16 protein-coding genes, 3 tRNA genes and 1 pseudogene are annotated in these 22,602 nt (G+C 59.9%); 13 read left to right on the top strand and 7 right to left on the bottom strand.

Going from position 1 to position 22,602, the window contains the following annotated elements; translation table 11 throughout:
* The first annotated feature begins 112 nt into the window (after positions 1-112).
* Positions 113-2,590, top strand: a complete 2,478-nt coding sequence (uvrC, locus tag RO07_RS20950) for an excinuclease ABC subunit UvrC (protein WP_237171314.1) — start codon at positions 113-115, stop codon at positions 2,588-2,590.
* 87 nt (positions 2,591-2,677) lie between these two features.
* Here the strand turns inward: uvrC and kch are convergent, their stop codons facing one another.
* Positions 2,678-3,904, bottom strand: a complete 1,227-nt coding sequence (gene kch / locus RO07_RS20945; RefSeq protein WP_237171313.1) for a voltage-gated potassium channel protein — start codon at positions 3,902-3,904, stop codon at positions 2,678-2,680.
* A 178-nt stretch (positions 3,905-4,082) separates the two neighbouring features.
* On the opposite strand from kch, the gene pgsA reads away from it, so the two are divergent.
* The 3 genes from pgsA to RO07_RS20930 all read left to right on the top strand — a co-directional run bounded on the left by pgsA (position 4,083) and on the right by RO07_RS20930 (position 5,053).
* Positions 4,083-4,676, top strand: a complete 594-nt coding sequence (gene pgsA / locus RO07_RS20940) for a CDP-diacylglycerol--glycerol-3-phosphate 3-phosphatidyltransferase (RefSeq protein WP_039405463.1) — start codon at positions 4,083-4,085, stop codon at positions 4,674-4,676.
* A gap of 177 nt (positions 4,677-4,853) precedes the next feature.
* Positions 4,854-4,929 (top strand) — tRNA-Gly (locus RO07_RS20935).
* Positions 4,930-4,977: 48 nt separating this feature from the next.
* Positions 4,978-5,053 (top strand) — tRNA-Gly (locus tag RO07_RS20930).
* A gap of 161 nt (positions 5,054-5,214) precedes the next feature.
* Here RO07_RS20930 and RO07_RS20925 read toward each other — a convergent pair.
* Positions 5,215-5,673, bottom strand: coding sequence for a helix-turn-helix domain-containing protein (locus tag RO07_RS20925; protein ID WP_072637123.1), 459 nt, complete (start codon positions 5,671-5,673; stop codon positions 5,215-5,217).
* A 169-nt stretch (positions 5,674-5,842) separates the two neighbouring features.
* Between RO07_RS20925 and RO07_RS20920 the strand changes: the two genes are divergently transcribed.
* The 7 genes and pseudogenes from RO07_RS20920 to RO07_RS20890 all read left to right on the top strand — a co-directional run.
* Positions 5,843-7,033, top strand: coding sequence for an NAD(P)/FAD-dependent oxidoreductase (locus RO07_RS20920; RefSeq protein WP_039405461.1), 1,191 nt, complete (start codon positions 5,843-5,845; stop codon positions 7,031-7,033).
* A 42-nt stretch (positions 7,034-7,075) separates the two neighbouring features.
* Positions 7,076-7,519, top strand: a complete 444-nt coding sequence (locus RO07_RS20915) for a helical membrane plugin domain-containing protein (protein ID WP_218026555.1) — start codon at positions 7,076-7,078, stop codon at positions 7,517-7,519.
* 2 nt (positions 7,520-7,521) lie between these two features.
* Positions 7,522-7,977: an iron-sulfur cluster assembly scaffold protein gene (locus RO07_RS20910; RefSeq protein ID WP_052266767.1), complete on the top strand. Its 456-nt coding sequence runs from the start codon at positions 7,522-7,524 to the stop codon at positions 7,975-7,977.
* Between the two features lie 53 nt (positions 7,978-8,030).
* Positions 8,031-9,281 (top strand): aminotransferase class V-fold PLP-dependent enzyme, encoded by a 1,251-nt coding sequence (locus RO07_RS20905; protein WP_039405457.1) that lies wholly within the window; start codon positions 8,031-8,033, stop codon positions 9,279-9,281.
* Positions 9,282-9,563: 282 nt separating this feature from the next.
* Positions 9,564-9,637: transfer RNA gene (locus tag RO07_RS20900), tRNA-Cys, on the top strand.
* Positions 9,638-9,849: 212 nt separating this feature from the next.
* Positions 9,850-10,047 (top strand): hypothetical protein, encoded by a 198-nt coding sequence (locus RO07_RS26395; protein ID WP_174556329.1) that lies wholly within the window; start codon positions 9,850-9,852, stop codon positions 10,045-10,047.
* 173 nt (positions 10,048-10,220) lie between these two features.
* Positions 10,221-10,662 (top strand): annotated as a pseudogene (locus RO07_RS20890) (late control protein); the annotation flags it as partial.
* Between the two features lie 301 nt (positions 10,663-10,963).
* On the opposite strand, the gene RO07_RS20885 reads toward RO07_RS20890, so the two are convergent.
* From RO07_RS20885 to RO07_RS20860, 5 genes are all read right to left on the bottom strand, one after another.
* Positions 10,964-12,238, bottom strand: coding sequence for an IS256 family transposase (locus RO07_RS20885; protein WP_397558746.1), 1,275 nt, complete (start codon positions 12,236-12,238; stop codon positions 10,964-10,966).
* Positions 12,239-12,882: 644 nt separating this feature from the next.
* Entirely contained in the window at positions 12,883-13,686 is an 804-nt protein-coding gene (locus tag RO07_RS20875) for a hypothetical protein (RefSeq protein WP_039405449.1), read from the bottom strand.
* Positions 13,687-15,319: 1,633 nt separating this feature from the next.
* On the bottom strand, positions 15,320-16,225 hold the full coding sequence (locus tag RO07_RS20870) for a hypothetical protein (protein ID WP_039405446.1): 906 nt from the start codon (positions 16,223-16,225) through the stop codon (positions 15,320-15,322).
* A 1,908-nt stretch (positions 16,226-18,133) separates the two neighbouring features.
* Complete coding sequence (locus RO07_RS20865; RefSeq protein ID WP_115089048.1) at positions 18,134-20,125, bottom strand: OspG family effector kinase; 1,992 nt, start codon at positions 20,123-20,125, stop codon at positions 18,134-18,136.
* A gap of 378 nt (positions 20,126-20,503) precedes the next feature.
* Entirely contained in the window at positions 20,504-21,424 is a 921-nt protein-coding gene (locus RO07_RS20860; RefSeq protein WP_039405442.1) for an alpha/beta fold hydrolase, read from the bottom strand.
* 117 nt (positions 21,425-21,541) lie between these two features.
* Between RO07_RS20860 and RO07_RS20855 the strand changes: the two genes are divergently transcribed.
* Both RO07_RS20855 and RO07_RS20850 read left to right on the top strand, forming a co-directional pair.
* Positions 21,542-21,964 carry a MerR family transcriptional regulator gene (locus RO07_RS20855; RefSeq protein ID WP_052266765.1) on the top strand — a complete coding sequence of 141 codons (423 nt, stop codon included), beginning with the start codon at positions 21,542-21,544 and terminating at the stop codon, positions 21,962-21,964.
* Entirely contained in the window at positions 21,939-22,511 is a 573-nt protein-coding gene (locus RO07_RS20850; RefSeq protein WP_237171312.1) for a P-loop nucleotide/nucleoside kinase family protein, read from the top strand. Before RO07_RS20855 ends, RO07_RS20850 begins: the two co-directional genes overlap by 26 nt.
* Positions 22,512-22,602: the final 91 nt, after the last annotated feature.

The raw sequence follows: 22,602 nt of genomic DNA, 5'->3' as shown, positions 1-22,602 counted from the left end.
GGATTTTAGTCCCTGCGATGCGTGATGATGGCGTTCGGTGGTCGCGCCAGTGGCGCAATGATTGCCAACGATTGCGCGCATCGCTCGCAGGACGCACCGAATTTCAGAGTTCATGACCGAAGACGCTCACGACGTCACGCCGCTGCGCAAGTCCCGCAAAGCGAAATCCGCCGCCGGCGAGGGCGACGCGCACACTGCCGCGTCCGCAGCGTCGCAGATCGCTGGTGAGCCGGCCGATGCGATGACAGGGGAGGAAGCCGGCGCGACTGCCGCCACCGCGAACGACGACGCCCCCGGTAAGGCAGAAGAGGCCGAGCGCGGGGAAAACGCGAAGGCTGCAAAGCGCACGAAGCAAACGAAGCGCTCGCCGCGCCCGCGCGCCGCAGACGCTTCCGAAGCCGGTGAGCCGGGCGACGCCAACGACGCCAACGACGCACCGTTGTTCGACGCCCGCAAAGTGCTTGCCCAGTTGCCGAACCTGCCGGGCGTCTATCGCTACTACGACGCCGCGGGCAACGTGCTGTACGTCGGCAAGGCGCGCAATCTCAAGAAGCGTGTCTCCAGCTACTTCAACAAGACGCAACTCTCACCGCGCATTGCGCTGATGGTGGCGCGCATCGCGAAGCTGGAAACGACCGTGACGCGCTCGGAAACCGAGGCGCTGCTGCTTGAGAACAATCTGATCAAGGCGCTGCATCCGCGTTACAACATCCTGTTTCGCGACGACAAGTCCTATCCGTTCCTCAAGCTCACGCAGCACAAATACCCGCGCATGGCGTACTACCGTGGCTCGGTGGACCGCCGCGGGCAGTACTTCGGCCCGTTCCCGAGCGCATGGGCGGTGCGCGAGAGCATTCAGATCCTGCAGAAGGTGTTCCAGCTGCGCACCTGCGAGGACTCGGTTTTCGCGAACCGCACGCGTCCGTGCCTGCTGCATCAGATCGAGCGATGCAGCGCGCCGTGTGTTGGTGCGATTCAGGACGAGGACTATGCGCGCGACGTCAACAACGCGGCGGCGTTCCTCTCCGGACGCCAGAGCGAAGTGCTCGCCGCCCTCGAAAGCAAGATGATGGCCTATGCCGAAGCGTTGAAATTCGAGCAGGCGGCGGCCGTGCGCAACCAGATGCAGGCGCTCTCCGGCGTGCTCCAGCAGCAGTCCGTCGAGACGGCGGGCGACGTCGACGCCGATATCCTCGCCGTGGCCTATGCCGGCGGTCGCGCATGCGTGAACCTCGCGATGGTGCGCGGCGGCCGTCATCTGGGCGACAAGGCTTATTTCCCGGCGCACGTGGAGCGCGGTGTGGACGGTGGCATTGCCGACGAGTTCGAAGACGACGAGATGCGGGCCTCGGACGCGTCCGTCGCGGAATCGGACGCCACCGATGCCGGCGCCGGAAGGATCGCGGGGGATATCGCCGAGGCGATGCCGTCGGATACGCCGTCGGCGTCGCTGGAGTCGCGTCTGCTGGAGGCGTTCGTCGCGCAGCACTACCTGGGGCAGTCGGTGCCGCCGGTGCTGATCGTGAGCCACGCGCTGCCGAGCGACGAGTTGCTCGCGGCGTTGTCCGAGCAGGCGGGGCGTCGCATTGCGATGGTGCGCCAGCCGCAGGGGCAGCGTCGTGCCTGGCTCGACATGGCGCAGCAGGGGGCGCAGCTCGCACTCACGCGTTTGTTGACAGAGCAGGGCAGCCAGCAGGCGCGCACGCGTGAACTGGTGCAGACGATCGGTCTCGACATCGATGATCCGGCGCTGCTGCGTGTGGAGTGTTTCGACATCAGCCATACGCAGGGCGAAGCGACGCAGGCGTCGTGCGTGGTGTTCCATCATCACAAGATGCAGACGAGCGAATACCGCCGGTACAACATCGCGGGGATCACGCCGGGCGACGACTATGCGGCGATGCGCCAGGTGTTGACGCGCCGCTACGGCCGTCTGATGGAGGCCGCCGCGAACAGCGTCAACGATGCTGCCGATCCGTCGTCCGTCGCGGCCGATGTGGCGCGTGCGGAAGCCGAGACGGTGGTGCTGCCCGACCGCGAGATGGCGAGCGGCGATCGTGCCGATACATCGGCTTCGACGACGCAGGTGCCCGATGCGCCATCGAGCGTCTCGAGCGCTTCGGATGTTTCGGACGTGGAGGCCAATCTCCCGCAGTTGGTGCTGATCGATGGCGGCAAAGGGCAGGTCGAGGTGGCGCGTCAGGTTTTCGTCGAGCTTGGCATCGATATCGGCCGGCTTGTTGGTGTCGCCAAGGGAGAAGGACGCAAAGTGGGGCTCGAGACGCTGATTTTTGCCGACGGGCGTCCGCCGCTGGAACTCGGCCGCGAGAGCGCCGTGCTGATGCTCATTGCGCAGATTCGCGACGAAGCGCACCGCTTTGCGATCACCGGCATGCGCGCCAAGCGGGCAAAGGCGCGTCAGACGTCGCGTCTCGAGGAAATCGAGGGGATCGGGGCGAAGCGTCGTCAGCGCCTGCTGATGCGTTTCGGTGGCCTGCAGGGGGTAGCGTCGGCGAGCGTGGACGAACTGGCCAGTGTCGAGGGCATCTCGACGACGCTCGCGGAACAGATCTACCGCCAACTGCACTGATGTGACGGCCGTCCGCCAGGTGTCCGCTCCACGTCTGCTCGACGCCGCCTGACGCCTGCCCGGCCGACGAGCCAGACACTGCACGGCTCACGTATCGCCGTGGAACAGGAGCCGCATCACCGTATCGTTGTCGACGGTCTCGCCGGAGAGTGTGCGTGCCAGCAGTTCTCCGCCGACGACCGGCGGCGCGAAGATCATGTCCGGCTGCACGCGTTTGAGCTTGCTCAGGTGCTTGCTGTCGTTGACCGATGCGATCGTCCGCACGTTCGGGGCGATCTCCTTGGCGGCGAGCACGATGAAGGCGTTCTCCGAATCGTCGGCGCGCAGTGCGAGCACGGCTTTTGCGCGTTCGATGCCGGCGTGGGTCAGCACCGTATTGTCGCTGGCGTCGCCGTGGATGACGTCGGCATCTTCCGGAAACGGGCTGTCCACGCCGGTGGTGATGATGACCGTGACGGGTTGCCCGCGCTTGGCGAGTTCGTGGTGCACGTTGATGGCGAGCGGCGAAGCGCCCGCCACGATGAAGTGGTCTCTGCGAATCACGTGAGCAAACCTCCCCGCGAGAATTTTCCTGAGATTGCCGCCGACGAGCGGGCCAATGACGACGGTGAGCGACGTCGCGAACACGCTGATCCCGAAGACGATGACCGACGCGGTGAAGAGCCGCGCGTCGGTGGTGTACGGCACGATGTCGCCGTAACCGACGGTCGTCATGGTGACGATCGCGAAGTAGAACGCGGTGGCCAGATCGGTGACGGCGGGTGTGAATTCGTGCCCGAGATAGAGGGTGCCGAACGTCGAATAGACGAGCAGCGAGAAGGCGGCTACGAGCGTGTAGAGCGTGGCGGCCGCGAAGCTCGCGCGGTCGAACTCGCGCCAGTACCAGAGGAGCAGCGCGAGGCACACGATCGAGAGAACGAACGTCAGATCGAGGCGGACGTTCAGATGAAAGTTGATGATGGCGGCCAGCGCCAGGATGACGAGTGAGAAGGCCCAGGCGGTGCGCGCGCGAATGGCGAGTCCGCAGGCGAGGGCAACGAGCGACACGCCGACGAGCGCGCGTGGCAGGTGAAAGAAATCGATGCGCTCGATGGCGTCCAGGCCGAAGAGCAGGCGCGGCGGATGGTGGGGTTCGATGCGTTCCAGCGCGGAGAGATCGCCGTGCACGAAGAGGTCGACGAGGACGGCGCCGGGCACGCGCAGCAGCACGGAGGCGACGAGCAGCAGACCGTTGATCCCGACGAGTCCTGCGATGAGAACGTGCGGGCGCAGCAGCGGTCGTCGGAGTGCGGGCAGGGGCCAGGGCAGTTTCACGAGATCGGCGCTATTGGCGGGTGGTTGCGAGCAAGATAGGGGCACACCGGCGCACATGTCAACAGGCGGGGGCGGTGCGTCGGCCTTGTCGCTGCGGGGCATACACGGCACAATGCGGGTCTGGTACGGTTGCCGAGGGCGCCGTGTGTCGACTGCCGTTTGCCGAACTCATGCTGCCATGCCTTTCAACGTCCCCATCTTTCTGACCTGGCTTCGGATCGTGCTGATCCCGCTGGTGGTCGGCGTCTATTACTTGCCGGCGGCCTGGTTGTCGACGGAAGAGATGAACTGGGTGGCTTGCGCGATTTTCGTGCTGGCGGCGCTGACCGACTGGTTCGACGGCTTTCTGGCGCGGCGCTGGAATCAGACGTCGGCATTCGGGGCGTTCCTGGACCCGGTGGCGGACAAGCTGATGGTGGCGGCGGCGCTGTTGATGCTGTTGCAGATGGGGCGGATCAATGCGTTGGTGGCGTTGATCATCATTGGCCGGGAGATCACGATTTCGGCGTTGCGCGAGTGGATGGCGCAGATCGGCGCGTCGCGCAGCGTGGCGGTGCATCAGTTGGGCAAGATCAAGACGGCGGCGCAGATGGTGGCGATTCCGCTGTTGCTGTTCAACGGCACGGTAGTGTGGAACGGCTTGCGTTTCGACTCGCGGTTCTGGGGCACGTGGCTGATTTACGTGGCGGCGGTTCTCACGTTGTGGTCGATGCTGTATTACCTGCGCCGCGCGTGGCCGCAGATTCGGGAGCGTGGCGCGGGCAAGATGTGAGCGTAAGCCCCTGAACGCGCGGGAATTACGCGGTGAGGGAGAAAAAACTTCACAAATTTTCGGTGCAGGTGCTTGACACTGAATCGGGGTTTGGACATAATCTCCTTCTCGCTGCTACGGCATCAGCCCGGCAGCGAAGTTTTAAGAAGTGGTTGGATTGGTAGTACGCATGAGAATGCGGGAGTAGCTCAGTTGGTAGAGCGCAACCTTGCCAAGGTTGAGGTCGCGAGTTCGAGACTCGTCTCCCGCTCCAGTTTCGCGCTGGACATTGAGTGAGTGATTCCTTGGTGTCCGGTGCCATGCGGGAGTAGCTCAGTTGGTAGAGCGCAACCTTGCCAAGGTTGAGGTCGCGAGTTCGAGACTCGTCTCCCGCTCCAGTCTATGTTCTACAGATTTCCATCGATGTCTGTAAGTCATTGAAGAAAGGGGCGAAAGCCTCTTTTTTTCATTCCGGCGGAAGCCGCGAAAATCCCACGGCCGCCGGCCATCCTTCCCTGCCTCACGGAAGTCGCTGCTGCATGGCGTGCATCGGCTGTATTCATTCGAGAGGCTTCGGCGCGCCTTCTCTCCTGCCTGAGTCAAGGGACTTGGGGATGCCGTTCCGGGTGCTGCACCAGCGCAGGGCCTCCTGCAGATCGGGCTCGGAATAGAACGCCTGTAGTGTCTTCACCATCTCGATGAACGATTCGTTCAAGTCCAGCTTGGTCTTTTCCGTCGCGTACAGATAGACCGATCGGCGCACGTTCTCGTGCCGCAGGAAGCCTGTGTTCTCCAACTGGCGGGTCTTGCGGTGCACGGTGGTGAGACTCAGTCCCAACGTGTAGGCAAGTGCCGAGAGGTCATAGGGCTTCTTCTGTTTCTCGCCGACGACCACGGTACGGATGATCAGGGCATCGAGGGGAGTGCCCCACATGCCTGTCTCGATCGCGTAGAAACGGTTCAGGCACTCGATGATCTGGGCTTGCACCGCAGCGCGCACTTCTTCCGGGTTGTTCATAGCGTTGACTCCAGTCGTGTCGACCGACTCTTTTCGGCGACCGCCTCATGATGAGGGCATGACGGCAAACCTTTCCAAAACGGAAGCATTGGTCCTTTTGCGGCGTTGGCCGCGCTGCCCCCGCACCTATACTGGTTAAATCATAGGAGTCCATGACAGGAGTGGCGCCATGACAAAACACGTGCTGATTGTCGGCGGGGGCATCGGTGGCACGATGACCGCCAACAGCATCGTTGCGAAACTCTATGACGAAGTTTCCGCGCACAAGGTCAAAGTGACCATGTTGTCCGACTCTCCATGGCATTACTACAAGCCCGCCTTCATGTATGTTGCCTTCGATATGTTCTTCGAGGGCGAATTGCGCAGAAAACAAAGAAGCCTCTTGCGACCGGAAATCGATTTTCAGCTCGACAAGGTGGAGTCTTTCGATTTTGCCGGTTCCAAGGTGAAGACGGTCAGCGCAAAGACCATCGGCTATGACTATATCGTTGTCGCGACCGGGTGCCTGCCTGCGCCCGAACGAATTCCCGGGATGAAAGAGGCTGGGGATTATTTCTACCAGTACGACCCAGCGCGTCGGTTGGCCGACAAACTGCTCAAACTCGAAAAGGGCCGGGTCTTCATCACGGTCAACTTTCCCAGGACGCCCAATGTTCCGCATCAATGCGGGATTGCGCCCGTGGAGACGACCCTGATGCTGGACGACTACCTCAAGCGCAAGGGTGTGCGGGATTCCGTCGAGATTGTGTACACCTATCCAACGGTGTCCCAGTTGCTGCGCAACTGCCTGTTCCTGCAGCAGGAGGTCTGCGAAGTGCTTCCGGTTGCCTTCGATAGCCGGAACATCAAGTACAAGCGCGGATTCACGCTCGCCTCGGTCGACCCGGAGCGCAAGATCGCTCGCTCCGAGGAGGGGGAGGAAGAAGCGTTCGACCTGCTGATGTGTACGCCGCCGATCCGCGCGGTGGACGCCGTGCTGGAAAGCGGCGTGTCGCAAGCCCTGGACAACGAAGGCTGGTTGCCGACCAATCGGCAGACCCTTCAACTGGAGGGCTACCCGAATGCCTACGTGATGGGCGATACGGTCGATCTGCCGATCAGCAAGGCGGGCGGCTCCTGCCATAACCAGTGTCCGGTCATCGTCAACAACATCGCCGGCGACCTGCGCATTGGCAGGACGGTGGACGTGTATGACGGCAAGGTGCAGGCGGTCGCTCAGATGGGCCTCGATGCCGGCATGCCACTCTGGTACGACTACGACGAAGATGTGCATCCCACGCCGCCGACAAAGGTGGGTGGATTGATGCGCAAGGCGTTCAACCGCGGCATTTACTGGACCGTTGCGCGGGGCATTATTTGATCGTCAGTCGGCCCGAATGGCATCTATGGAGAGTCATCGAGCATGAAGACACCCGACACTAATACTCCTGTTGTTCAGGGTGGTGACAACATGCCGGAGGGTCAGGCTTCGCGCATCGCCGCTTTGCTGAACGAGTCCACGGAGCGCGGACTGGTTTCGCTGGTGGAAAAGCTGGCGCCCCTGATCCAGGGCAACCGCCTTCACAACGTCGTCGATTTGCTCTCGCTGGTCTCGGACGCGATCGACATGTTCGACGACGCGATGATCCAGAAGCTGATGAATGCCTTCGAGAGTGGCATTGGCACGTTCTGGTCTCTGACCAACGCTGCTCGATATGCGCAGAACGCTGCGGAGAATTCCGCGACTCCTTCGGCGATCGAGCTGCAGCGGGTGGCCGGTCAGGAAGATGTGCGGCGCGGTCTTCACTTCTCGCTGTTGTTCCTCGCGGTGCTAGGGCGGCAGATGCGGAAAGATGCGGACGATTGACGATGCTGCAGGCACGCGATGATGTGCAGGCGCTGTACAGCGCGGACATTCGCGGTTGGGCGCGCAAGGTGCGGACAGATCGCAGACTGGCGCCGGCCGATGCGTCCATCTCACGCGTCAGCCGCACCTGCGGCAGCACGGTCACGCTGGATGTCAGGTACGAAGGCGACACGATCACCGCACTCGGCCACTACACACGCTCGTGCACGCTCGGTATGGCCACCACCGCTGTCATGGTGCAGTTGGCTCCAGGGCGCAGCTTCCAGGAAATCGACATGGCGGGGCAGATGCTGACCCGCCTGCTGGCAGGTGAGGATGTTCAGTTCCCATCCGACTGGGAAGTGCTGGCGATGCTCGCCGCTGCCCGTGCGTTCCCTTCGCGTCATGGTGCGATCCTGCTTCCATTCGACATCCTGCAGCGGGCCAACTTCCAGACTGCCCCGGCCGCCGACACGTGAGCGTATCCACGCAGGCGCAGGAACCCGGGACACTTCACGCAAGGCTGCAACTCATGAAAGATCGCCGGCCCGTCGCCGCCGTCTCGTCGCTCGATGGCGCCGCTCTCGATTTCCCGCTACTGAGCCACATGCCGGATGGCCAGCGGCTGGCGTATCTGGACAATGCCGCCACCACGCAGAAACCTTGGATTGTGTTGGAGGCTGAGCGAGATTTCTATCTCCGCGCCAACGCCAACGTGTATCGCGGCGTGCATCGGCTGTCCGAGAATGCCACCCGCTTGTACGACGCCGCGAGACAGCGCGTCGCGAACTGGCTGAACGCGGGGCACGAGGAGGAAATCGTCTTCGTCAGAGGAGCGACGGAGGGGATCAATCTGGTTGCCCAGTCTTATGCGGCGCATGTGCTCGCGCCGGGGGACGAGATTCTCATTACCGAACTGGAGCATCACTCCAACATCGTCCCGTGGCAGAGGGTGTGCGCCGAACGGAAGGCCTCGCTCAAGGCGGTCCCGGTATCGAGCGATGGGCAGCTCGACGTTGCCGCTTACCCGGGGCTGCTGGGGCCCCGGGTGAAGCTGTTTGCGGTGACGCAGGTTTCCAACGTGCTGGGAAGCATGCCGCCGATCGAGGCGATGATTTCCGTGGCCCATGCCCGCGGCATTCCCGTTCTGGTTGACGGCGCCCAGGCGACAGGCCACCTGAAGGTCGATGTGCAGTCCCTGGATTGCGATTTCTACGTCTTCTCGGCGCACAAGATGTATGGGCCGACCGGCATCGGCGTGCTCTATGGCAAGCGCAAATACCTGGACGCCATGCCTGTGTGGCAGGCAGGCGGCGGCATGATCCACAGCGTCAGTCTGGCGAACACCGAATACGCGGCGCTCCCGTACCGCTTCGAGGCCGGTACGCCACACATTGCCGGCGCCATCGGGTTGCATGCCGCGATCGACTATCTGGAACGGCGTGGGCTGGCGGCAATCCAGGCACATGAACACCGGTTGCTGACCTATGCCGTTGCCGCACTCAGGGACGTTCCTGGCCTGACGCTCCTTGTGCCTTCGGGGCCATGCAGCGGCATCGTGTCCTTCAACCTCGAAGGTCTCCACCCCCACGACGTGGCCACGGTCCTGGACGCCTTCGGCGTTGCCATTCGCGCCGGCCACCATTGCGCGATGCCGTTGATGCAGTGCTTGGGTCAGGACGCCACGGTGCGGTTGTCTTTCGGCCTGTACAACACGCAGCAGGACGTCGATCAATTGGTCGCAGGCTTGCGCCGCGCGAGGCAGATCATTGAAGGTGAGTAGGTCGAGACTTGGCGGCGGGTCGTCCTCGGCCGTGCAAGCTACCGAGCTGAGCGGCGGTGGTGATGAACGGATGCCCATGCCGCCCGGTGGGACGGTGGATAAAGCCTGTTGCCGAGGGCAAAAAACAAGGCTATAATCAAATTCTTCGCTGACCACTGACGCGAAGAAAGTAATCCAGAGGGGAAGCCTGGCTTCCCTTTTTATTTGCCGAAGAGCCCACGGCGATCGATCCGAAGGGCGCCCTCGATGGAAACAGCGAGTGGTTACAAGGCATATCCCGATGGCGGGATGGCAGAGTGGTCATGCAGCGGCCTGCAAAGCCGTGTACGCCGGTTCGATTCCGACTCCCGCCTCCATCTAAAGCACTGTATTTACAGTGCTTTTTCTTTATCTGCTCCCCGTTTCATCTCCGCGAAAACCCGCCAAAAGTGGGATAAAACCGTCTCTGCCACCCGGGATGAGGCGTCTTGCCACCCGGAATACAGGACTATTTGCCGTGTACGCGAGTTAGGGGTGGCGACAAAAAGATTTCGGGGTAATGTGGGAGTACGTTGTAAAGCGCAAGGGCTTGCTCATTAAGCCAATTTATCTCTCGTTCCATAGCGAGGCCGAAGGCGACGAGTATGTACGCCGCCTCGAAGCGCCGCTCGATGCGGGTATTGTGCCGGTCGAGTTCACCTCGGCCAACACGGCCAGCTCGCACACCCTCTCGGATCTCATGGACACCTGCGTACCGACGACCGTGCCCTCGAACATGATCATGTAAGCCGTCATCCGCGTGTGGAGGAGGGGCTTGCGATGGACTACGTATTTGCCAATCAGCAGCAGTGTCGTGGGGCGTGCTGCCATCGGGTCGTAGCTGATCGTGCTCGTCAGACTGATCATGCCTGCGCGTTGATCGCGGTCGGGCCGGGAATGATGTAGGGCTTGTTCATGGGTGTGGGCGACGTCGCCCGGCGTAACGAGTGGGCGGCAGCGTGCAGCGTAGATGCTGTCGTGCCCAGGGCCGACCAGTTTGGCGAAAGCGATTTGCACTTCATCACGAGGTTGGCACGCATGCACGGTGCGACGGCGACGGTGAAGGCGGGCAAGCTCATCGTGACCCCTCGCGGAGCTGGCAAGAGTGCGAGCGGCAAGCCATTGCCAGCGATAACGCTGGCCCGTTCCGACGTCGGGCATTACGAGGTGTCGTTTCCCGACCGGGCATCGTTTGCGGCGGTGCACACCGAGCGCCATGCGTTCGGCAGCGCCGAGGCCGCAAAGTTGGCGGCATCCGCTCGCCTTCGATCTCAACGCGGGCAACAAGGGTAAGGCGAAGGTCGGCCACGGTAAGAAGAAGACCAAGAGCGTGAATCTCGTTGTGCCTACGCCTCCCCGGTAAGCGGACTAGGCCGTCTATTGGAGAAACCCCGGAGCCGCCGATGCGCGGTTTTTTGTTGCCCGCGAGGGCTTCGCGCTCATGCGCAAAGGAGGTGTGAAGGGATGTTGTGCCGAAGGTCGGCGCAGTGCTCGCATGCGCTGCGCTGGTGTTGCTTGCCGGGTTCGCTGGCGGGTGGGTGGTGAACGGTTGGCGGATGAGTGCCGCTGTTGCGGAGGCTAAGCAGGCACGTGCGGACGATAGGGCCGAGGCGGCCGAGTCGAACCTGTCCGCACTTTTGTGGGCGAGGCGGTTGAACAGCGGGTTATCCGCGCGCCTGCGTGAATCGTTCACCGAACAGGATTGCAAACTGGTTCATTGCTGATTTCCAGTCGAAGGCGGACCGCACGGTCTTGGCCAGTACGTTGCGCAGCGCCAGCCAGAGCAGTTTGACTGCGGCCTCGTCATTCGGGAAGTGACCGCGGGTCTTGATGATCTTGCGCAACTGCATGTTTAAACTTTCTATGGCGTTCGTGGTGTACACGACCCGTCGAATCTCCGGCGGAAACACGTAGAACGGCACGACGTGCTCCCACGCGCGTTGCCACGACTGCACGATCGTCGGGTACTTTGCGCCCCAGGGTCCATCGGCGAAGTCTTGCAGCGCCTGCCTTGCCGCCTCTTCGCTGGCGGCGGCGTAGATCGGGCGTAGCGCGGCGGCGAGCACCTTACGGTCCTTGTAGCCGGCGTACTCAAGGCTGTTGCGGATCAGATGCACGATGCAGGTCTGGACAGTCGTCTTGGGATAGGCCGCGCCGATCGCCTCGGTGAGCCCCTTCAGACCATCGACCACGGCGATCAGGATGTCCTGGCAACCGCGCGTCTTCAGTTCGTTGAACACCTTGAGCCAGAACTTGGCGCCCTCGGTTTGCTCGATCCAGAGGCCCAGCACGTCACGCTGGCCGTCGGCCTGAATGCCCAAGGCCAGATAGACGGCCTTGTTGCTGACCACGCCGTCGTCGCGGATCTTGACCCTCAGCGCGTCGAAGAACACGACCGGATACATCGCCTCGAGTGGGCGATTCTGCCAGCTCAGCGCCTCGGCCATCACCTCGTCGGTGACCGAACTGATGAAGTCGGGCGACACCTCGGTGCCGTAGTGCTCGGCCAGAAACCCTTGAATCTCGCGCACGCTCATGCCGCGCGCGTACATCGCAATGATGCGTTCGTCGAAGCCAGTGAAGCGGCGCTCATGCTTTGGGATCAGGATTGGTTCGAAGCTGCCGTCACGATCGCGGGGGACTTCGACTCGAACTGGACCGCGATCAGTGATTACCGTCTTGCCGCTGGCACCGTTGCGTTCGTTGGCTTGCCCGGCCGGCTTGGACTGGCCCGACGGGTAGCCTAGATGCAGATTCATCTCGGCGCCCATTGCGCGTTCGATGATCGCCTTGTTGAACGCCAGCATCAGATCCTGGACCTCGGTCGGCGTCATCGGCCCCTTGACCAACTGGTCCAGCAGTTCCTCGGGAAGTTCAGGCAGCGGCCCTCGGGCCGCTGCCTGACGCGCTACGGTTTGTCTTTTCTTCTTCATCGGCATATCCATGGCTTTTACCCCTCATGATATGCCCCGCCCACGAAATCACGGATAGGTCCGCCGAGTCCGCGCTCGCCGACATGGCTGAGGGCGCCAGCCGCGTGAAAGTGGCGGCAGAGGCTTACAACTCGGAGAGTGCCGCCATTCTCGGTCGCCTCTCACAAATCTCGAAGGACTTGAAAAGCTATGCGAAAGACAAGCCTCTCCCTGCTGATTGCCGTCCTGATGCTGGTTGGGTGCGCAGTCTCTCCGAAGCCGTTGCCGCTGCCAAGCAAGCCGCAGCTCGACAGTAGCCTCGCTGCGGACTGTACGATCCCCGACGAGCCAGTCGAACCGGATTACGACGTGTGGCTAGTATGGGTTCAGCAGGATCTCCTGGGTGCACTGGTGGACTGTGCGCTGCGGCACGCGCGTACAGTCGCGGCGTGGCCATCGTAGCATGGTGTCGGCTCCTGCTCACGGCACACGCACACCCGGCGAGATATTTGTGATTGTGTACACAGACTGCTCTCGCGCGAAGGGGCGTGTCCTGCGTAGCCGTGTCTCAACGCGACATTTCAGGCTGCCGTCTGCATAAGGTAATTATGCATTGTGCTAGCCATGAGTTCTCACTAGCCGACTTGTGAATGACTTTTTCGCTGCGCGAGTCATTGAACTTCTCGCTGCGCGACCGATATCCCCTCTCTGATCGATTTGAGCCGTGCTTCGCCGAGAGGGGTCGTCGGGGTACCGTCGGCCAAGAAATAGTTTTTCAGTGAGTCGAACCTGACATTAAGCATCTTGGCCACCATTTTGAGCCCACCCTTCGGCCACTTTCCCTCTGAGTGTAGTCGCTCGCACTCTAGCATTGCTTTGACAGTGAGCGGCCTTTTGCTGGCCGCGTTGACTATGTCGTTGCCATTCGAGGTCAGGTCGCCGTTTTCAAGAAAGTAGTACCTCAAGGTTTTAGGCTTGATACCGTACTTCTTGGCGAGACCTTTGCACCCGCCCTCGGCCTGGAACCATGCTTTGCCGCCGTCTTCGCCGAGCGCCTCCATCTGGGCGTGTATCTCCTTCACGAACGCGGTAATTCGCGGTCGCCGAGCGGATCTTGCGTCCTGTGGCGCCGTTTTGCGGGGAGGGCGCGGGGTACCGTCGGCCTTGTAAAAGGTTCCCAGTGAGCCATACTTGACATTCAACATCTTGGCCACCTCTGCGACCCCACCCTTCGGCCACTTTCCCTCTGAGCGTAGCTGCTCGCACTCTCGCAGTATGTCGTCAGTGACCGGCTTTTTGCTGGCCCCGTTGACGATGTCGTCGCCAAGCGGTCTCAGCGCTCCGTTTTTAAAAAAGTAGTTGGTCTTCAAGGTCTTATACGGGATATCGTACTTCGTGGCGAGACCTTTGCACCCGCCCTCGTTCTTGAACCATGCTTCACCGTGGGCTTCTACCTGGGCGTGTATCTCCTTCACGATTTTGGCAGTTCGCGATTCCGGAGCGATTTTGGCCGGCGGCGGTATCGAAGTACCATCCGTTATGCTGCTCGCGTCCTGTGGCGCCGAACGCTTTTGCGCTTCGCGTTTCGATGTTTCCGGTGTTGCGAGAGCAGACGGTCGGTGGCCAGAGTTCGGTAGCATACTCGGCTCATACGTGCCCTCAATCGGGGGCTGAATGATCTCTGAGGTTTCGGGGTGGGGTGGGGGGTGGTCCGACGTGGGCTGACAATCGAGCCCCAGCTCCCGAACCAGTTGTGCGAGCTTATCTGGCTCGGAGCTCTGTGGTTGTAGACCCGACATCGACGGCATACCGGGCTGATACGTGCCCTCAATCGGGTGCCGAATACTCTCCGGATTTTCGGGGCTGGGTGGGGGTTGGTCCGACGTGGGCTGACAATCGCGCTCCAATTCCTGCATTATTTGTGCGAGTTCGTGGGGCGTGGGTTCCAGTGGTTGTGAATCCCGCATCAACGGCATACCGGGTTGATACGCGCTCTGAATCGCGTGCCGAATGCCCTCCGGGGTTTCGGGGCGGGGTGGTGGTTGGTCCGACGTGGGCTGGCAATCGCGCTCCGGCTCCCGCGTCATTTGTGCGAACTCATTTGGCTCGGGGTTCTGTGCTTGTAGACCCCACATCGACGGCATACCGGGCTCATACGTGCTCGCAATCGGGGGCCGAATGCTCTCCGGGTTTTCGGGGCGGGGTGGGGATTGGTCCGACGTGGGCGGATAATCGCGTTCCAATTCCAGCACTGTTTGTACAAGCTCATCTAGCTCGGGGCTCCGTGTTTGTAGATCCCAAATCGATGACATATCGAACATCTCTGTGCCCTGCGGTGCCTGTCGGCTGGTTTGTAGGGAGGCGGGCGACGACGGTTGCTGGACCGAATTCGACGACGTGCTGCATATTCCCTGCATGGCCTGAAGCGCCTGTCGAGCCGGGGCCGAGGCTTCATAACGTACTGGCTCCAAATCCTGGCTCCATGGCATGCCGGATGGCCTAGGGGCCCTACTCACAGATCGCAAATTAACATCCCACGGGGCAACCGCGTGTGCATTCTGCGGAAGCTCCGTCGACGTCATCATTTGATGGCCGGGGCGACTTGCTCCGACGCTGAACGTTTGCATCATGGTTTCGTATGAGGGAAATTCGGACCGTGGCGTAGGTTCGCACAACGTCGCTTTCTGCACTTGCAGAAAATGGCTGGCTTAGCCGGCTTGCCCCCTTTGAACGGATAGGTCGGTTTAGTGCCGCCGCATAGGGCTTCCGAGTTCAATGTGCGCCACTTGTGCACCTGAAGTTCACAGGTGGTTGATTATTGTGAGTGTCGGATTCTGGTCCCCGGCCCCATTGGTTAGTGCAATATCTGTGTGCACCGGTGGACTGTGCGCTGCCGCATACGCGTACAGTCGCTGCCTGGCCATCGTAGGATTGGTGTCGGCGCTCGCTCACGGCACGGCACACGTACGCCCGGCGAGATATTTGTGAGCGTGTACACAGACAGCCCTCGCGCGAAGGGGCGTGTCTTGCGTAACCGTGTCCCAGCGCGACATTTCCGGCTGCCGTCTGCATAAGGTAATTACGCATTGTGCTAGCCACGAGTTCTCACTAGCCGACTTGTGAATGACCTTTTTGTTGCGCGAGCCGTTGAGCTTTTCGCTGCTCGAGCGATGTCCCCTCTTTGATCGCTTTGAGCCGTCTTTCGCCGAGACGTTTCCTCAGGGTACCATTGGCCTTGAAATAGTTTTTCAGTAAGTCGGACCTGACATTGAACGTCTCGGCCACCTCTGTGACCCCACCCTTCGGCCACTTTCCCTCTGAGCGTAGCTGCTCGCACTTTCGCAGTATGTCGATAGTGACCGGATTTTTGCTGTCCCCGTAGACTACGTCGTTGCCATTCGAGCTCAGGTCGCCGTTTTCAAGAAAGTACCTCCCCAAGGTTTTAGGCTTGATACCGTACTTCCTGGCGAGACCTTTGCACCCGCCCTCGGCCTGGAACCATGCTTTGCCGCCGTGTTCGCCGAGGGCCTTCATCTGGGCGTGTATCTCCTTCACGGCCGCGGTATTTGGCGATTCCCGAGCGATTTTGGCCGGCGGCGGCATCGAAAGACCCTTGGCCGAGAAATAGTTTTTTAGCGGTTTTCTCAGGTCGTCGTACTTGACATTCAACTTCTTGGCCAGACCTCGGACCCCATCCTCCGGCCACTCTCCCGCTAAGAGTAGGTGCTCGCACTGTAGTAGTTTTTCCTTAGTGACCTTCTCTTTGCTGGCCCCCTTGACGATGTCCTTGCCATCCGCTGTCAGGTCGCCGTTTTTAAGAACGTAGTTCTTCAAGTTTGTAGGCTTGATACCGTACTTCCTGGCGAGACCTCTGACCCCGCCCTCTTTCTCGAACCATGCTTTGCCGGCGTCTTTGCCGAGGGCCTCCATCTGGGCGTGTATCTTCTTCACGCTCGCGGCAGTTCGCGATTCCCGAGCGATTTTGGCGGGCGGCGGCATCGAAGTACCATCCATTACACTGCTCGCGTCCTGTGGTGCCGAATGCTTTTGCGCTTCGCTTTTCGAAGTTTCTAGTGTTGCGAGGGCAGATGGTCGGTGGCCAGAGTTCGGCAGCATACCCGGCTTATACGTGCCCTGAAGCGCGTGCCGAAGGATATCCGGGGAGGCGGGGCGGGGTGGGGGTTGGTCCGACGTGGGCTGGCAATCGCGGTCCAATTCCTGCATTATTTGTGCGAGTTCGTGGGGCTTGGGGCTCCGTGTTTGTAGACCCCAAATCGACGGCATACCGGGCTCATACGTGCCCTCTTCGGGGCGAGGTGGAAGTTGGTCCGACGTGGGCTGGTAAGCGGGGTCCAATTCCTGAATTATTTGTGCGAGCTCACCTGGCTTGGGGCTCCGTGTTTGTAGACCCCAAATCGACGGCATATCGGGCTGATACGTGCCCTCAATCGGGGGCCGAATGCTCTCCGGGTTTTCGGGGCGAGGTGGAGGTTGGTCCGACGCGGGCGGACAATCGCGCTCCAATTCCTGAATTATTTGTGCGAGCTCATCTGGCTTGGGGCTCCGTGTTTGTCGACTCAAAATCGACGACATACCAGGCATCTCCACGCCCTGCGGTGCCTGTCGGCTGGTTTGTAGGGAGGCGGGCGACGACGGTTGCTGGACCGAATTCGACGAGGTGCTGCATATTCTCTGCATGGCCTGAAGCGCCTGTCGAGCCGGGGCCGAGGCTTCATAACGTACTGGCTCCCCATCCTGGCTCCATGGCATGCCGGATGGCCCGGCGGCCCTACGCACAAATCGCAAATTATCTCCCCACGGGGCAACCGCGTGTGCATTCTGCGGAAGCTGCGTCGACGTCATCATTTGATGGCTGGGGTTTGCTCCGACGCTGAACGTTTTCATCGTGGTTTCGTATGAGGGAAATTCGGACCGTGACGTAGGTTCGCACAACGTCGCTTTCTGCACTTGCAGAAAATGGCCAGCTTAGCGGGCTTGCCCCCTTTGAACGGATAGGTCGGTGTAGTAGTGCCGCCGCGTAGGGCTTCCGAGTTCAATGTGCGCCATTTGTGCACCTGAAGTTCACATATGGTTGATTATTGTGAGTGTCGGATTCCAGTCCCTGGCCCCATTGGCCAGTGCAATGCCAGCGTGTGCCAGTCAGCGCCGATGTTAACTGCTTTGCGGTTCCGGAAGCGTATGCTTCGAGTTGAATCACAGTCGCCGGTGGCCGCCCAATGTCCATACTGCGAGGTGGTTTTATGGGTGGTTGCTTTTGTAAGTGTTTGATAATTAATTATATGCAGCGGCCTGCAAAGCCGTGTATGCTGGTTCGATTCCGACTCCCGCCTCCAAAATTCAAAAGCCCTGACTTGTCAGGGCTTTTTCTTTGTGCGCATACCTTTCCCGTACGCCTCTGATTGGGGCCTCCACTAAACCCGGGGCGGTTCAGCCGAATAATCCCCTGAGCAAATTCGTGACTTCAATGGAAATGGCAGCCGCCGCCGCCATTTCAGCAACCCAGGCGACAATGAAAACGATTCCCATGGCGACTTCTCCTCGGAAAGCAAATCAATGCTATTTGGCCTCGGCCTGGAACCAGTGCAAGTTCAAGCACTCGTCGTGAAACGATCCGTTTTGCAGCTCGATGGAGATTTGCTCACCACAGCGGATGGTTTCAGCGAATCTCCGCACGCGAGGATGCAATGCAGGTTGACGCGGTTGCATGCCGGTTCGGTTGCAACTAATCCCGGTTCGCCCGTTCCGTCAGTTGCAATTAATGTTGGTTGAAAATCGCGTCGACAGCAAGTCTGGCCCGTTTGAAATGCGGGTCGTTACACCTATATGACCGAAATCTGCAAACTTGCGCATCAGTCAACTCCCGGAAAATGGCTCGGAATCTGAGCAGGGGTTACCCTCCGGTCAGCCTCGCTGCGCGAACTCCTCAAAGTCAAACTCGAGCTTCCTTAACATATCCGCAGATAGTGAATCGGTTAGATGATCGAAGGTAGCACTGTCAAAATCAATCAGGTTGAACTGCCCCGTCCTTCGGTCGTAGAGGATATTTCCAAGGTTGATATCGTGATGAACGATCCCCTTCGACGTCAACCTGTCTATCAACCGCTTTGCCACAGTTCTATCCCGGAATTGTTGCCGGACTTCCTCGATGAGTTCCCGGTTGCCGCTCTTTAATATCGACTCCAGCGATTTCCCAGGTATTTTCTTCATTTGCAAAACCACGAGCGGCTGCGTTGGATAAAGGCCGTCTTTTATCGTCACTTTCGCGGCGTCCTTGCCATAGAGCCGCGTGAATGCCTCCACACTATTTTTAGCGCGGTCCAGGCTTGACCGGTAAAGTGCGCCGTTCTTTATACCGATCGGGTTGCTGTAAACTTTGATCAGCTTATTTGCATTGACCTGATAAACCCTGCCAGCCACGCCACTGCCAACCATTTTGGGCGCGGCATTTCTGATAACGGTCGCTTTCTTCAACGAGTTGACAGCCGCCGCGGCTCTGTGGGACACGCCTCTCGAAGCTGCTGGACCCGCCCCGATGATTTTGGAAGCGGCTTTGATGCCTTTTTTGACTCCAGAACTCGCTGGCACTAGATCTGCGGCGATCATTGCGAGCTCCATACGGTACTCGTCGACATACTTTTCCATTTCGGTTGATCTGAATGCCTCCTCTCTTTGCTCGCTTTTCGTTACGTCGACGAGCTTTTCTGCAATAGCCTTGGTGGCATCAGTCGTCCGTGGATAGCTGATTGGCGAGCTTAGAACGGCGGGCCAATTTTCGGAACGGCCGAAGAACTTTTTCTGATTATTGGTGAGCCAGGATTTGTCCCGTACCTCATCGATGGTCAGCTCATTATCCGAGATGGAAACGGCATACACTCGGTGTCGGCTACCCTGAACAACATCAAGGATATAGCCATATTTTCCGTCGATCGCATAGCGATAAGGCGACTTGTGGTGGCCAAGCGGCATCCAAGCCTGACGCTCATAGCTGACAGAAAATACTCTCGCGGGCGTTGACGAGGAATCGATGCCAGATGTGTCAATGTGGCGCTGGATTGCTTCTGTTATGTCTATCGCCTGGACTTTCATCGCCCGTTCGAATTCCACGTCAAAATACTTGTCCAGATCGGGCAATTTGTCCAGGTTCGGCGCATCCTTCACATGACGGGCCAATGCAGGAAATTTGACCTTTCCGTGCTCGACGTAGATATCCAGCAGGCTCATCGAGTGCTCGACATCCGCGTCTCCCGGCACCTCGGAGCCCGTTGGGAAGACGTCCCGGACGGAGTAGGTTTTGTCCGGATCCAGCTCCGCCAGAAGCAGCGCTCGTCTGGCCAACTCCTGACGGCTATGAACATGGGTCAGAGGTACCACCACCGACTGAGGCTTGGCGTCCGCCGCGCGTCTGCTCCTTGCCTGCGAGGATGATGAGACAGCCTCACTCGCGGGACCTGTGGGCAACGAAATGGGTGCTGCCGAAAGTTCTCCGTGAGCCGGAGCATTCAAGACGATGTCGATGCCCTGCGACAGTACGGGCAACGACACATTAGTTGGTACGGTGCCGCCGGCGATGGAAGCCGAATGTGGATTGGAATCCGCGCTCGCCCAGGCTGCAAATCCACCGCCCGGCAACACGGATAGCAAGGTGAGGAGGGCAAGCGCGCGAGGATTCGGCAGCCGAGTCATTCCGACTGAATTGTCGGGCGAGTGATGGGCCGCCTGAACGAATGCCACGCTTTTCGCCATCGTGGGCGCCGTGGAATCGTGCGACGTGCCGGTGCGCTCCTTGTGACGCAGCTCCAATTTCCGCGCCTCGAGGTTTCGGTCAGCCCAAAATGCACCCACCCTGTTACTAAGGACTGCAGGATAATTTATCTTGGTCACTTTAGCTTCCACCGATCCTTTTCCGCTCCGCTGTTCGAGGGGACTTCGAGGGTTGCGAAAGAAAGCAGTCGTTGGGCCAAGCTCGGCCGCATGTCGGGGCACTCATCGGCATGACGCACCACGCGCACATTGGCAACTGACGCAGTAGGCGGATGTGCATTCCGTCGAGGCCGCGCCGACGTTGAGGTAGTCGCTGGGGCTGATAGTGCGTGGCGCCAGTGTTGGAAGCTCGATTCATGGCCTCACATGATGGAAATTCTTGCGATGAGGATTGACTGTCGCATAGTCTCGCCATTTGCACTTCTATAAATCGCTCAGTGCTCGGTGTGCCAGGCCGGATTGGCTTTTTTGGGGTTCATTGTGGAATGCCGGGGAATCTCGGCACGAAACCTACTGTCCTTTCAGGAAGGTCCCGATCAGGTCGGCGATTTTCTGCGGCGCATCTTCAAGGCAGTAATGGCCGACGCCAGCGAGTCGGTGGATCTGTGGCTGCGAGAACAGTTCGCTGAACAGCGGCAGGAAGTGCTCTGCCGCCAGGGTTCGGTCGGCTTCGCCCCAGATGGCAAGTGCCGGTTTCGACCGAATGGCATCGAGCGCGGCAGCGTTCGGAACTTCGAAACGATGCGCCCCGATCGCGAACCCGTGAGCCCAGCCGATGGCGCCGGCGCTGTCGGCCGGTACAGAAAAACGTGAGCCGTAGGCGCGCAGCCAGGTATCGTCGATGCACGCATGGTTCTCGAAGCCATTGAGCTTCAATGTGCTCAGGATATTGAAACCCAATTCGTCCAGCACCGGCTTGAGGCGGCCTTGCTTCGCGGCACGAGCGATCCATTGAAACCATGGCGAGACGGAGGCATTCGCATCGAGGCGATCGAACAGCGTTTCCTGACCGAACGGTGTCGGGCCATTCGTGCTGATGATTCGGCGAATTCGGCCAGGATGCCGCGCAGCGAGTCCCATGCCAACGGGACCACCAAAGTCGTGCATGACGAGTGTGATGTCGTTCAAGCCGAGGGCGAGCACAAATTTCTCGATGTTGTCGATGTGATCCTGCAACCAGTACGTGCGATCCGTCGGCGTTTCGCTTTTGCCGAAACCCATGTGATCGGGGGCAATCACGCGGTAGTGGCTCGAGAGGGCGCCGATAAGATTGCGAAACAGATAGCTCCAGGTCGGTTCGCCGTGCAGACACAGAATGACTTCCCCTGAAGTCGGCCCTTCATCGACGTAGTGCATGCGAAATCCTGCCGCGTTGGTGAAACGCGGCGCAAACGGAAACGTTCCGTCAAACGTGTCATTGGATGGCGCCATGAACAAGTCCCTTTACTCTTTACGAATTGCGAATTGAACAGCGGGCAATCCCGTTGCTCGAAAAAGGCTAAACTCTGACAGTGCTGTCAAAGTCAAGCGAATCGTTCGGGAGATGTCATGCGTATCGGGGAATTGGCTCGCCGCACCGGCGTTAGTGAGCGGATGTTGCGTTATTACGAGCAGGAAGGCTTGCTGACACCGAAGCGGACGAATACGGGCTACCGCGATTACGGTCCGGACGATGTCGATGCGGCACATCGCATCCGTGTGCTCAGTTCGGCGGGATTGAAGATCCGCAGTATCCGCCTGTTGCTGCCTTGCGTCCTCGGCACCAAGCCTGTTTTCCACCCCTGCGCCGAAGCGCGTGCCGCGTTGCGGCGTGAAGTCGAAAAGCTCGACGTCCAACTGCACAACCTCAGTGAGAGTCGACGCGTGGTCGCAACGCTGCTTCATGCCATCGACACCAACGAGACGTTACGGCTTGACGGCCGGAAAAAGCGCGCGGACAAATCGCATGCGCGGCTATTTCGGCAGACGTGACGCTGCATCCACGGAACATGGAGCATCGAAAGTGTTGATTGTTTTTGGCGGACTGCCTGGCACTGGAAAGACGACGGTAGCGCAAATGCTTGCCCGCAAGCTTGCTGCCGTATATCTGCGCATAGATACGTTCGAACACGCAATCAAGATGTGCGAAAGCGGCAAGGCAGAGATCGGGCCTGCCGGATATCTGGCTGCGTATGCGGTTGCCGGCGATAACTTACGACTCGGGGCGACGGTTGTCGCGGACTCGGTCAATGCGTTGCACGTTACGCGCAATGATTGGAGAAACGTGGCGGTTGACGCAGGGGTGGAGATTCTCGAGATCGAATTGATTTGCTCGGACGTCGCGATCCACCGGCAGAGGGTTGAAGAGCGAAAGGCCGACATTCCCGATTTTCAGTTACCCACATGGTCGAGCGTGCTTAAACGTCAATATGAGCCATGGGAGTCTGCGCACCTCGTCATTGATACCGCGAAGCTATCGGTCGAGCAGGCCGTCGAAGCTATCGTGCAGTGTTTGTCGGCGACAACTCCGCGGCGTTGAGTCGTTTATCTGCGTCGTGAGTACTGTCGTCCAAGTGGTGTTCTCTTTCCATGCACTTGTCCGATTGTCAGGATCCTCGATCTTGTCCGCG

The sequence above is a fragment of the Pandoraea pulmonicola genome (genome assembly GCF_000815105.2).
Taxonomy (GTDB): Bacteria; Pseudomonadota; Gammaproteobacteria; order Burkholderiales; family Burkholderiaceae; genus Pandoraea; species Pandoraea pulmonicola.
This window is presented reverse-complemented; position numbering and strand designations above follow the sequence as displayed.

Coding starts and splice junctions, on each gene's coding strand:
- uvrC (WP_237171314.1), top strand. CDS start 113: ATGACCGAAGACGCTCACGACGTCACGCCGCTGCGCAAGTCCCGCAAA.
- pgsA (WP_039405463.1), top strand. CDS start 4,083: ATGCCTTTCAACGTCCCCATCTTTCTGACCTGGCTTCGGATCGTGCTG.
- RO07_RS20925 (WP_072637123.1), bottom strand. CDS start 5,673: ATGAACAACCCGGAAGAAGTGCGCGCTGCGGTGCAAGCCCAGATCATC.
- RO07_RS20920 (WP_039405461.1), top strand. CDS start 5,843: ATGACAAAACACGTGCTGATTGTCGGCGGGGGCATCGGTGGCACGATG.
- RO07_RS20915 (WP_218026555.1), top strand. CDS start 7,076: ATGAAGACACCCGACACTAATACTCCTGTTGTTCAGGGTGGTGACAAC.
- RO07_RS20910 (WP_052266767.1), top strand. CDS start 7,522: ATGCTGCAGGCACGCGATGATGTGCAGGCGCTGTACAGCGCGGACATT.
- RO07_RS20905 (WP_039405457.1), top strand. CDS start 8,031: ATGAAAGATCGCCGGCCCGTCGCCGCCGTCTCGTCGCTCGATGGCGCC.
- RO07_RS20885 (WP_397558746.1), bottom strand. CDS start 12,238: ATGCCGATGAAGAAGAAAAGACAAACCGTAGCGCGTCAGGCAGCGGCC.
- RO07_RS20870 (WP_039405446.1), bottom strand. CDS start 16,225: ATGGATGGTACTTCGATGCCGCCGCCCGCCAAAATCGCTCGGGAATCG.
- RO07_RS20860 (WP_039405442.1), bottom strand. CDS start 21,424: ATGGCGCCATCCAATGACACGTTTGACGGAACGTTTCCGTTTGCGCCG.
- RO07_RS20855 (WP_052266765.1), top strand. CDS start 21,542: ATGCGTATCGGGGAATTGGCTCGCCGCACCGGCGTTAGTGAGCGGATG.
- RO07_RS20850 (WP_237171312.1), top strand. CDS start 21,939: ATGCGCGGCTATTTCGGCAGACGTGACGCTGCATCCACGGAACATGGA.